The sequence below is a fragment of the Streptomyces sp. KR55 genome (assembly GCF_052245645.1).
GTDB classification, from domain to species: domain Bacteria; phylum Actinomycetota; class Actinomycetes; order Streptomycetales; family Streptomycetaceae; genus Streptomyces; species Streptomyces flavusporus.
This window is the reverse complement of record NZ_JBQQCE010000347.1, coordinates 1-10,730: the sequence shown is the minus strand read 5'-3', so window position 1 is coordinate 10,730 and position 10,730 is coordinate 1. Positions and strand designations below refer to the sequence as shown.

Annotated in this window: 8 protein-coding genes, 1 tRNA gene, 3 pseudogenes and 1 riboswitch; of the genes and pseudogenes, 5 read left to right on the top strand and 7 right to left on the bottom strand. The window is 70.8% G+C overall.

The genetic code is table 11. The annotated features are described in order from the left end of the window. The 5 genes from ACTWQJ_RS36740 to ACTWQJ_RS36720 all read right to left on the bottom strand — a co-directional run. On the bottom strand, positions 1 to 913 hold a 913-nt coding region (locus tag ACTWQJ_RS36740; RefSeq protein ID WP_443310788.1), incomplete at its 3' end, for a M23 family metallopeptidase. A gap of 11 nt (positions 914 to 924) precedes the next feature. Then, positions 925 to 1,082: riboswitch (cyclic di-AMP (ydaO/yuaA leader) on the bottom strand. Between the two features lie 192 nt (positions 1,083 to 1,274). Beyond that, positions 1,275 to 2,507, bottom strand: a complete 1,233-nt coding sequence (locus tag ACTWQJ_RS36735; RefSeq protein ID WP_443310787.1) for a PP2C family protein-serine/threonine phosphatase — start codon at positions 2,505 to 2,507, stop codon at positions 1,275 to 1,277. A gap of 174 nt (positions 2,508 to 2,681) precedes the next feature. Further along, a tRNA-Met gene (locus tag ACTWQJ_RS36730) sits at positions 2,682 to 2,755 on the bottom strand. 75 nt (positions 2,756 to 2,830) lie between these two features. Continuing rightward, positions 2,831 to 3,466, bottom strand: coding sequence for a GTP cyclohydrolase II (locus tag ACTWQJ_RS36725; protein ID WP_443310786.1), 636 nt, complete (start codon positions 3,464 to 3,466; stop codon positions 2,831 to 2,833). A gap of 122 nt (positions 3,467 to 3,588) precedes the next feature. Further along, positions 3,589 to 4,101 (bottom strand): MarR family winged helix-turn-helix transcriptional regulator, encoded by a 513-nt coding sequence (locus ACTWQJ_RS36720; protein WP_443310785.1) that lies wholly within the window; start codon positions 4,099 to 4,101, stop codon positions 3,589 to 3,591. Positions 4,102 to 4,185: 84 nt separating this feature from the next. Between ACTWQJ_RS36720 and ACTWQJ_RS36715 the strand changes: the two genes are divergently transcribed. Continuing rightward, positions 4,186 to 5,316 carry a dihydrofolate reductase family protein gene (locus tag ACTWQJ_RS36715; RefSeq protein WP_443310784.1) on the top strand — a complete coding sequence of 377 codons (1,131 nt, stop codon included), beginning with the start codon at positions 4,186 to 4,188 and terminating at the stop codon, positions 5,314 to 5,316. 90 nt (positions 5,317 to 5,406) lie between these two features. Here the strand turns inward: ACTWQJ_RS36715 and ACTWQJ_RS36710 are convergent, their stop codons facing one another. Both ACTWQJ_RS36710 and ACTWQJ_RS36705 read right to left on the bottom strand, forming a co-directional pair. Beyond that, positions 5,407 to 6,669 carry an arginine deiminase gene (locus ACTWQJ_RS36710; RefSeq protein ID WP_443310783.1) on the bottom strand — a complete coding sequence of 421 codons (1,263 nt, stop codon included), beginning with the start codon at positions 6,667 to 6,669 and terminating at the stop codon, positions 5,407 to 5,409. Positions 6,670 to 6,723: 54 nt separating this feature from the next. Further along, the gene (locus ACTWQJ_RS36705; protein WP_443310782.1) at positions 6,724 to 8,181 is read right to left on the bottom strand and encodes a basic amino acid/polyamine antiporter; all 1,458 of its coding nucleotides are present in this window, start codon (positions 8,179 to 8,181) and stop codon (positions 6,724 to 6,726) included. A gap of 465 nt (positions 8,182 to 8,646) precedes the next feature. Between ACTWQJ_RS36705 and ACTWQJ_RS36700 the strand changes: the two are divergent. The 4 genes and pseudogenes from ACTWQJ_RS36700 to ACTWQJ_RS36685 all read left to right on the top strand — a co-directional run. Continuing rightward, positions 8,647 to 9,024: pseudogene (locus ACTWQJ_RS36700) on the top strand (hypothetical protein); the annotation flags it as partial. Beyond that, positions 8,958 to 9,677: pseudogene (locus ACTWQJ_RS36695) on the top strand (PP2C family protein-serine/threonine phosphatase); the annotation flags it as partial. The pseudogenes ACTWQJ_RS36700 and ACTWQJ_RS36695, both read left to right, overlap by 67 nt. A 202-nt stretch (positions 9,678 to 9,879) precedes the next feature. Further along, positions 9,880 to 10,299 (top strand): ATP-binding protein, encoded by a 420-nt coding sequence (locus ACTWQJ_RS36690; protein ID WP_443310789.1) that lies wholly within the window; start codon positions 9,880 to 9,882, stop codon positions 10,297 to 10,299. Between the two features lie 204 nt (positions 10,300 to 10,503). Continuing rightward, positions 10,504 to 10,730: pseudogene (locus ACTWQJ_RS36685) on the top strand (cytochrome P450); the annotation flags it as partial.

Sequence of the window (10,730 nt, the reverse complement as noted above, 5' to 3'; positions counted from 1 at the left end):
CCGTGTTGAACTCGGGGCAGACGCTGGTGGTGAGTGAGGACTGGTGGGGGTACAAGAGCTCGGGGCCGGCGTTGAGGGTGAGGACGGTCTTGGAGCCGTACGACCCGTTCCAGCCGGCCTCGGTGATCGTGCCGCTGTGCACGGCCTTGAGCGGCGTGCCCGTCGGCGCGGCGAAGTCGAGGCCCGTGTGGTAGCCGGAGGACCACAGGGCACCGGCCTGGCCGAAGCTCGAGGTGATGGTGTACGAGGAGGTCGGCAGCGCGTACTGCCTGGCCAGCTGGGCGAGACGCTCGGCCTCGGCCTTCTGGCGGGCCTCCTCCTCGGCCTTCGCCTTCGCGGCGGCGGCCTTGGCCTCGGCCTCCTTCTCGGCCTTGGCGGCGGCTTCGGCGGCGGCCTTCTCGGCGGCGGCCGCGGTGGCGGCGGCGGCCTTGGTGTCGACCTGGTCCTGCTGCTGCTCAGCCTGGGCGATGATGCGGGCGCGCAGCGCCTCACCGGCGTCGGTGGTGCCCTGGGCGGTGTCCGCGGTGGTCACGCCGAGGCTGCTGAGCGGAGCGGTGGCGGTCTCGTCGGAGGTGTCGGAGTCGGCGGAGTCGTCGGAGATCAGCGAGCCCACGGCCGGCAGGTCCGGCATCGAGATCGACACCGGTGGCTTGCCGGTCTGCGCGCTGGCCATGCCGCCCGCGCCGACCGCGGCTATGACGCCGACGCCGAGAACCGTGGAGCTGCGGGCGAGTCCACCGCCGCGCTGCTTGGAGACGCGATGCCGGCCGCGTACGGGGCGGAGGGACTCCGCGGTGGGGTTCCACTCCTCCCAGGGACCCTCGTCGGTGCGCTGCCCGCCGTAGACGACGGTGTCGCCGGAGCGCTGGGCCGGCACGAAGGGGGCTTCTGGGGCAGGCCGGTTGGACGCCACGTAGGCGTACTCCTTTCCTTCCTTCTCGCCTACCGGGTTAGCTGACGGGTTCGGAGCAGGAAGGTCTCCTACGCGCGTAAATCAGCCGTGTTGCCACGGTGACCTACACCCGATTCACCCCAAGTTGGTGGTTCCCCGGTTCCCTTGCGGGATTCGGCGCGTGCGCACGGAGCCGACTCTTGTGACGGCTGGGACGACCGCGCTGCGTTATCGGACGTTAATAGAAGCGGGGCATGAATTCCAAGCGGTTCCACTTGATCTTTAACGATTTCCGGCCGGACGTACAGGGTCATGAGCGGCGAAAATCGGGCGAGTTGACCGCTACTCAAGGGCTCCCCTGTTTCTGACTGTATGTCAGTTGTTATGCGGAGGGCGTACGTCCGGTCACGTCCGGTGACGGTCGTCGTACGGCAAGCAGAGCCATGTCGTCGGTCATCCCGCCCCCGGAGTGCCGGCGCACTTCTTCGGCCAGGACGCGGAGCAGTTCGCCGGGTCCGCGGAAGGTGCGGCCCGCCAGCCGCGCCGCGGGGTCGTAGAACCTGCCGTGCGCGTCGCGGGCCTCGGACAGGCCGTCGGTGTGCAGCAACAGCATCGCCCCGTCCGGAAAGCGGGACTCCTCCACGCAGGCCGGCCAGGCGCCCAGATCGCCCATGCCGAGCGGCAGCGCGGGTTCGCGGGCGGGCAGCGGACGTACGGTGCCGTCGGCACACAGCAGCAGCGGCGGCGGATGACCGCGGTTGAGGATCCGTACGACCCCGTCATCGGGCGGCAGTTCGGCGAGTACGGCAGTGGCGAACCCCTCGGTGGCCTCGACGCCGTCGCGCCGCGCGGCCTCGCGCGTCAGCGCCCGCTCCAGCCGCTCGGCGACCCCCTGAAGCGTCGCCTCCTGCTCGGCGGCCTCCCGGAACGCCCCGATGACCACGGCGACGGCCCCCACCGCGCCCATCCCCTTGCCCCGCGCGTCGCCCACGACGAGGCGTACGCCGTGCGGGCTGTCCTGCACCGCATACAGGTCGCCGCCGATGAAGGCGTCCGCCTGGGCCGCCTCGTAGCGTGCCGCGATGTCGAAGCCGCCGATCCGCCCGAGGGGTTCGGGAAGCACCGCGCGTTGGGCGGTCTCGGCGATCTTCCATGCCGAGTCGAGCCGGGTGTGGCTGCGGCGTACCAGCACATTGATGAGCACGGCCAGCACGGCGACCGTCGCCACGGTGACGAGCTCGGTGAGCGCGTCGACGCGCAACGCCGTGCCGTACCGGATGTGCAGCCCGAGCACGACGGCGACGGACGCGATGCCGGTGAGGATCGTGGCCCGCCGGGACAGCAGCGGGGCGGCGACCAGGGGTGCGGCGGTGAACAGGGGGACCGCGGTGTAGGGGCGGGGCGTGAGGTAGTCGTAGACGCCGCCGATGACGATCAGCAGTGCGGGGAGCGCCCGGACGAAGGTGCGCGCGTACGAGATCCGCCGCGTCTCGCTCCGGCCGGCCTGCAGGTGCGCGGCTTCGCCGCCGAGCCCGCGGCCGGGGACCGTCTCCTCAGGCAACCGCCCGCCCCCTCGGGCGTACGGCACCTCTCCGTCAGCCTCCGCAGGCCGCACCCTCGTCTCCCGCCACGCACGTCCACGCACCACCTCGTCCGTCCAGGTTTTCCGGAGCGGGGGCGGGGGGCGAGCCGGCTGGGCCGACCGGATGACATGCCGGTAACCCTCGGTCATGCCCGGTAACGCCTGAGGCCGGAATCCATGAACTGGATTCCGGCCTCAGGCCTTCAGTAGCGGGGACAGGATTTGAACCTGCGACCTCTGGGTTATGAGCCCAGCGAGCTACCGAGCTGCTCCACCCCGCGTCGGTATGACACCAGTGTACGCCATCCGCGGGGCCGGTCGCGCCAGGGTTTGTCTCCGCCCGGCGACCCGGCCGTTCAGCCCGCGTTCAGCTCGGTCAGCCGGCCGAGCGGCAGTGTGTGCTGCGTCTGCAGGACCTTGGCGCGCAGGTAGCGGACGTTGTGGGCGGTGGTGAAGACGCCCGTCGGGATGCGGTCGCGGACCGTGAGGCCCAGCGTGCGCAGCTGGTCGGCCTTGTCGGGGTTGTTGGACAGCAGGTCCAGGTCCGTGATGGACAGGGCCTGGAGCATCTGGGCCGCCGACGTGTAGTCGCGGGCGTCCTCCGGGAGGCCGAGGGCGGTGTTCGCCTCGTAGGTGTCCAGGCCCTGATCCTGGAGGGCGTAGGCGTCGAGCTTGTTGTAGAGGCCGATGCCGCGGCCTTCCTGACGGAGGTAGAGCAGGACGCCGCCGCGGGCCGCGATGCGCTCGACCGCCTCGCGCAGCTGGGGGCCGCAGTCGCAGCGGGCGGAGTCGAAGACGTCGCCGGTCAGGCACTCGGAGTGCAGCCGGACCAGGGGCACGGGGCCGGGATCGCCGAGGACGACGGCCACGTGTTCCTGGCCGTCGGTCAGGCCGTGGAAGGTGACCAGTTCGGCGTCGACGCTGTAGCCGTCGTGGAAGCGCAGCGGTACCCGGACGCGGGCGCGCGGCGTGGCGGCGGGGAAGTCGGGCATGCGGGCCTCCGATTCCGTACAAGCTGCTTCAGTTTTGAAGCAGCCCCTCGATCAGGGACCCTACCCATGCTTGAAGTTTGAAGCAACGCGGATGAGGTGGGACTGGCGATATGTGACGCGGCTCACGAACAGGGTGACGAGCGGCGCAGCCAGGGGACATCGGCGGGCGCGCTCTGCGGGTCGTCGCCCTGGAGGGCCCGCGTGACGCCCGTGAAGATCTCCTCCAGCTGGCCCACCTGCTGCGGGGTGAGGTGATCGAAGAGCAGGGCGCGGACCGTCTCGACATGCCCCGGCGCCGTACGCTCCAGGACGGCCGCCCCCTCGTCCGTCAGGGCGGCGACGCTGCCCCGCTTGTCCCACTGGCACTCCTCCCGCCGCACCAGGCCGTCCTTCTCCAGCCGGGTCACCGCGTATGTCAGCCGGCTGCGGGTGATCTTCAGCCGTTCCGCGAGGTCGGTCATGCGCAGCCGGCGCTCGTCGGTCTCGGAGAGGTTGGCCAGGATGGAGTAGTACAGATGCGGCATGCCGGCCTCCTGCTGGAGCTGCCGGTCGAGCGCATCCTCCACGAGGTGGGCGGCCGCGATGTACGCGCGCCAGGCGCGCTGCTCCTCGGGGGTGAGCCAGCGAGTCGTCATACGACCAGTGTAGTTTTGCTTAAAACTTGAACCAAGCCCCCGCCGTCTCCGGCCGTCCCGGCCGTTTCCCAGATGGGTGCGCCGATGCCCCTCCCCCACGTCCTGCTGTCCGCCGCCGTCTCCCTCGACGGCTACCTGGACGACACCGGCCCCGAACGCCTCCTGCTCTCCAGCCCCGCCGACTTCGACCGGGTCGACGAGGTACGGGCCTCGGTCGACGCCATCCTGGTCGGCGCCGGCACGATCCGCGCCGACAACCCCCGGCTGCTGGTCAACTCGCCCGAGCGGCGTGCCGCCCGCGTGGCCGCCGGGAAGCCGGAGTATCCGCTGAAGGTCACGGTCAGCGGCTCGGGGGACCTGGACCCGGCCGCCAGGTTCTGGCACACGGGCGGGGAGAAGATCGTCTACACGACGACGGAGGGCGCCCGGCGGCTCCGGGCGGCGGACCTCGCCGCGGACGTCGTGGCGCTCGGGCCCGACCTCGACTGGCGGGCGCTGCTCGAGCATCTGCACGACGTACGGGGAGTGCGGCGGCTCATGGTCGAAGGAGGCGGGACCGTCCACACCCAGCTGCTGCGGGACGGCCTCGCGGACGAACTGCACCTCGTCCTCGCCCCGCTGTTCGTCGGGGACCCGGACGCGCCCCGGCTCTTCGGGCCCGGCCCGTATCAGGGCGGGCGGCTGCGCCTGGTGGAGACGCGGCCCATCGGTGACGTCGTTCTCATGCGCTACGAGCCCACCGCACCGGGCGTCGGCGGGCTGCCGTCGGCTGCCGACCGGCACTGGCTGGCGCTCGCCTGTGAACTGGCCGCGCAGTGCCCTCCGTCGAAGACCGCGTTCAGCGTGGGGGCCGTGGTGGTCGCGGACAACGGCACCGAGCTCGCGCGGGGGTACTCGCGGGAGGCCGGGGATCCGGTCGTGCACGCGGAGGAAGCCGCGCTGGCGAAGATCGACCCCGGCGATCCGAGGCTGGCCGGTGCGACGGTGTACAGCAGCCTGGAGCCGTGCGTGCGCCGGGCCTCACGGCCGCGGCCGTGTGCGCGGTTGATCCTCGACGCCGGGGTGCGGCGGGTGGTGACGGCCTGGCGGGAGCCGGACACGTTCGTCGCCGGGGCCGACGGGAGCGGGGCGCTCGCTCGGGCGGGCGTGGATGTGGTGGTGCTGCCGGAGTACGAGGGGGCGGCGATGGCTCCGAACGGTCACTTGCTGGGCTGACGCAGGGGCATCCCGGCGCCGGCGGGGTGCCGCCCGCGCCCAAGCCGGGCGTTGCCGCTGACGGAGCAGGGCAGCGGCGGTCGCAGCGCCTCAGAAGTCGACCGGCTCGCGGATGATCGGGCAGGTCATGCAGTGTCCGCCGCCCCGCCCGCGGCCGAGTTCGGCGCCCACGATGGTGATCACCTCGACGCCGGCCTGCCGCAGCAGCGCGTTGGTCTGGGTGTTGCGGTCGTACGTGAACACCACGCCCGGTTCCAGGGCGACGGCGTTGTTGCCGCTGTCCCACTGCTGGCGCTCGGAGGCGTACACGTCTCCGCCGGTCTCCACGACCCGCAGCCGGGGCAGGCCGAGCGCCTCGGCGACGACGTCGACGAACGCACGGGACTCCTCGTCGGTGATCTCAAAGCCGGGGGCCCTGTCGCCGGGCCGCAGCGAGAACGTGTGCACCGCCTCCATGATGCGCGGGTAGAGGGTGACGAGATCGCGGTCGGCGAAGGTGAACACGGTGTCGAGGTGCATCGCGGAACGCAGCTTGGGCATGCCCGCGACGATCACCTGCTCGGCGGCGCCGTTGTCGAACAGGGCCTTGGCCACCTGGGTGATCGCCTGCCGTGAGGTGCGCTCGCTCATGCCCATCAGGACGACGCCGTTGCCGACCGGCATGATGTCGCCGCCCTCGAACGTGGCCTGGCCCCAGTCGAGTTCGGGGTCGCCCCACCAGACGGTGGAGCCCGCGAAGTCGGGGTGGAAGGTGTAGATCGCCTTCATCAGCAGCGTCTCGTCGTGCCGGGCGGGCCAGTACAGCGGGTTGAGGGTCAGTCCGCCGTAGAGCCAGCAGGTGGTGTCCCGGGTGTAGAGCGTGTTGGGCAGCGGCGGCATCAGGTACTCGCGGACACCGGCCGACTCGCGGGCCAGGGCCACATACCCGGAGCGGAACTCGTCGGGCAGGTCGGTCGTGGCGAGACCGCCGATCAGATACTCGGCCAGCCGGCGCGGCTCGAGCGACTCCAGGAAGGCCCGGGTGTCGTCGATCAGCCCTATGCCCACCTCGTTCGCGACGATCTTGCGGTCCAGGAGCCACGCCTTCGCCTCGGGGATCGCCATGGTGTCGGTGAGCAGGTCGTGCAGTTCGACGACGTCGACGCCCCGTTCGCGGAGCTCGCTGACGAAGTCGGCGTGGTCGCGTTGGGCGTTCTCCACCCACATGACGTCGTCGAAGAGCAGGTCGTCGGAGTTGGTCGGGGTGAGCCTGCGATGGGCCAGCCCGGGCGCGCAGACCAGCACCTTGCGCAGTCTGCCGACCTCCGAGTGAACGCCGTACGCGGGCTGGGACGGGGTGTCCTGGGCTGTCATGTCGTGCCTTTCTGGAAGCTGATGCCTTTCTGGAAGCCGATGTGCCGGGCCGGGTCAGAGGTGGATCCAGCCCGCTGCCAGTGCGACGAGGCCCATCACTGCTCCGGCGACCGAGATGATGAGGATGACGACTTCACGCGGTGAGAAGAGGCGTCTGTTCTGCTCGCGGCGCGCCATGACGAACAGGACCGTGGCCGGGGCGTAGAGGATGAAGGACACCAGGACGAACTTCGGCCCCGCCGCGAACAGCAGGAAGGCCGTGTAGACGGTGGCCAGAACGCCGACGGCCAGCTCGCCGGTGCGGCCGCGCCGCGGGCCGGCATCGGGCGGCCGGCGCGGCCATGCGATCTTCGCGGCGAAGGCGGCGGCGAGCAGGTAGGGAATCAGGGAGAGTGAACTGGTCAGGTCGAGCGCGAAGTTGAAGGCGTCCTCGGAGAACAGCGTGACGATCAGCACCACTTGGGACAGCAGCGAGGACATCAGCAGTGCGGGCACGGGCACGTCGGCGGGTGTGGCGCGGCGCAGGAACCGCGGCATGTCGTCGTCCTTGGCCGCGACGAACAGCACCTCCGCGGCCATCAACGTCCACGCCAGATAGGCGCCGAGCACGGAGACGATCAGCCCGACGCTCACGAAGACCTGGCCCCACGTGCCGACCGCATGCTCCAGGACGCCGGCCATGGACGGCTGGCGCAGCTCGGCGATCTCGCTCATCGGCATGATCCCGTACGACACGATGGTGACCGACGCGAAGACGGCGAAGACGCTCAGGAACCCGAGGAGCGTGGCCCGTCCGACGTCCTCCCGGCGCTTGGCGTGCCGTGAGTACACGCTCGCGCCCTCCACGCCGAGGAACACGAACACCGTGGCCAGCATCGTCCCGCGGACCTGGCTGAACAGCGAGCCGGCGTAGTCCTCGCCGCCGAAGTTCTCCGCGAAGACGTCCGCCTTGAAGTAGAAGAGCGCCAGGACGATGAACACCAGGATGGGGACGACCTTGGCCACCGTCACGATCCGGTTGATCGCCGCGGCCTCCTTGACCCCACGGCAGATCAGCAGGAAGAACCCCCACAGACCGATGGACGAGAGCACCAACGCCAGGACCGTGTCGCCCTCGCCGAGGGCGGGCACCACGGCGCCCACGGTCGACATGATCAGCACCCAGTACGTCACGTTGCCCACACAGGCGCTCGCCCAGTACCCGAAGGCGGAGAAGAAACCCAGGTACTCGCCGAAGCCCGCCTTGGCGTAGGCGTACACCCCCGCGTCCAGGTCGGGACGCCGGATCGCGAGCGTCTGGAAGACCAGGGCGAGCATCAGCATGCCGACGCCCGCGATCGACCAGGCGATGAGCGCGCCCGCGACGCCGGTCTCCTCGGCGAAGCGGCTGGGCAGGGAGAACACCCCGGCGCCCACCATCGAGCCGACGACCATCGCGGTGAGCGTGGGAAGGGACAACTTGGCCGGGCGCGGCGAGGCGTCGGCGTCCCGAGCGGTCTCGGCCTCGGTCATGCGTCACCTACTCGGACGGCGGTGCGAACAAGCACAACCGTCCGGCATTTCATCCACTACTGCACTTTTTGTTACTGCTCACCAGGACGTGCCCGTGCTCACCGGCGCGCCCTCCTCGGTGGCACCTTCCGGATGCGGTGGTCCAGCCGGTGGCGGATCGTGGAGGCGAGGTGGTGAGAGCGCGTGTCGGACTTCGAAGACCTGGAATCGCCCGCTCCGCTGCCCCCCGCCACCTGGTACGTCCTGGACGAGGACCTGCGGGTGCGGTGGACCGTGAGGCGTACGACGAGAGGGCGGGCGACGAGGTCGCGGTCGCCCTCCGGCCGGACGTACAGCGTCTCTGATTGGCTTAGTGACCCCGAGTGCTGCGCAAGGTGTGAGCCAATCGCCTTCGTGCCCTGGTGCTGAGCGGCAGGAGCCGTCAGCCCGCGTGACACGTCCCTCCGGACGCTGGTCGGCCAGGATATGCGGCCTGACCGAGGAGGGTGCCCGACGTCGCCTGGGCGCCGGGCGTGCGAGTCACAGTCTGCCACAGGATCGTTACGGATCGCTAATCCGATTGTGGTGGACATCGTGGACGACGTCCTGCGCGGGGAGGAGCCACCTCCCTCCCCGCTGCGGCGTGACGTCCCGCTCTGCTGCGCGGCCGCACGCGGGCCGGACACCACGCCATCCCGGCCGGAGGGGGACGTGCGCAGCACGCCCTACCGCACACCGCAGGCACGCTCCCTGTCCGACCTCCGGCCCCGGCTGGCCGACCTGGGCGACGCCACCGAGTGGCTGTCCGCCGACCCTGCGCAGGCCCTGATGATCGAGAGGGCCGGTGCCCGCAGCCTGCTCACCGTTCCGCTGACGTTGCAGGGTGCGGTGCTCGGGCTGCTCAGCCTGTACGCCTGCACGGATCCGAGCCGTACGACGAGCGGGACGTCACCGTCGCCGCCGACCTCGCCGCGCACGCCGCGCTCAGCCTGGACAACGCCCGCCGCTACGAGCGCGATCACACCATCGCGTCGGCCGTGCAGCGCCGCCTGCTGCCCCATCGGGTGCCGAGCCCTCCGGCCCTGGAGACCGCCCATGTGCACGTGCCGGGCAGCAACAGCGGATGCTGGTTCGACGTCATCGCCCTGCCCGGTGCGCGCACCGCACTGGTCGTCGGGAACGTGGCGGGCCACGGCATCGAAACCGCCGCCACCATGGGGCAGTTGCGCATGGCCATCAACGCCCTCGCCGTCCTCGACCTCGATCCGGACGAGCTGCTGGCCCGCCTCGACGACACCGTCACCCGGCTGGCCGCGGAGCGCACCGAGCTCCCGACCGCCGACGCCGCGCGCCACAAGCCCCTCACAGCCGACTGCCTGTACGGCGTCTACGACCCGTTCACGCGCACCTGCACGCTCGCCCGCGCCGGAAACCTCTCCCCCCTGGTCATCCGCCCCGACGGCCACACCTTCCTCCCCGACCTGCCGGACGGTGCCGCCCTGGGCGCGGGCGAGCCCGTCCCGTTCGCCGCCACCACGGTCCCGCTCGACGAGGGCAGCGTGCTCGCCTTCCGCACCGGAGCCTTCGGGCCGGAGGACGCCGACCCGTCCGACCCCGTACGCCGGGCCATCGCACATCCCGACCGCCCGCTTCGGGATCTGAGCGACGCAGCCGTCTACGCCCTCCCCCGCGAACCGCGACCTCGACGGTGCCGTCCTCCTGCTCGCCCGCACAGGCACCCTCCCGACCGACCACGCGGCCGCCGTCGAACTGCCCCACGACCCGACGAGTCCGGCGCAGGCCCGCACCTTCACGCGCGAACACCTTTCCGCCTGGCACGTCGACGAGACCACGTCATACGCGACCGAACTGATCGTCAGCGAACTGCTCACCAACGCCGTCCGCTACGGCACACCCCCCGTACTCCTCCGCCTGATCCGCACCGACACCCTGACCTGCGAAATCCACGACACCGGCGCCGCGGCACCGCACCTGCGCCATGCCCGCACGGTGGACGAGGGCGGCCGGGGCCTGTTCATCGTCTCCCAGCTCGCCGCCCCCTGGGGCACCCGCTACACCCCGACCGGAAAGATCCTCTGGACCGAACAACCACTCACGGCGACGGGCGTGGGGTGGTGAGCTCGGTGGGTCCGTCGGTCGCGGCGTCGGAGTGGCGGCGGGCCAGGTACGCGAAGGCGTCTTTCGACGACTCCGTCGTGGGTGTAGCCGGCCACGACGGGGGCGGGCAGCGGCGCGTGTAAGTCCACTGGCGATCGGGTACTAATGCCGTGTTCAGCCCGAATGTTGCGGTTTGCCCTCTATGTCCCACACATGGAGCTGCATATGAAACACGGCTCGAACGTACGGCACTGTCCCTTCGAATTCGCCGAAGCCCTCGCATTCGATCCGCAGCTCAAGCAGCTGCTGACCGAGGAGCCTGTCGCCCGGATCCGTCTTCCGCACGGGGAGGAGGAAGCCTGGCTCGTCACCCGCTACGAGGACGTGCAGACGGTGACCACCGACCGGCGTTTCAGCCGGAGTGCCATCATCGGCCGGGACTTCCCGCGGAT

Excerpts from the sequence above, each read along its gene's own strand:
- ACTWQJ_RS36725 (WP_443310786.1), bottom strand. The coding sequence starts at position 3,466 with ATGCCCGACTTCCCCGCCGCCACGCCGCGCGCCCGCGTCCGGGTACCG.
- ACTWQJ_RS36720 (WP_443310785.1), bottom strand. The coding sequence starts at position 4,101 with ATGACGACTCGCTGGCTCACCCCCGAGGAGCAGCGCGCCTGGCGCGCG.
- ACTWQJ_RS36715 (WP_443310784.1), top strand. The coding sequence starts at position 4,186 with ATGCCCCTCCCCCACGTCCTGCTGTCCGCCGCCGTCTCCCTCGACGGC.
- ACTWQJ_RS36710 (WP_443310783.1), bottom strand. The coding sequence starts at position 6,669 with ATGACAGCCCAGGACACCCCGTCCCAGCCCGCGTACGGCGTTCACTCG.
- ACTWQJ_RS36705 (WP_443310782.1), bottom strand. The coding sequence starts at position 8,181 with ATGACCGAGGCCGAGACCGCTCGGGACGCCGACGCCTCGCCGCGCCCG.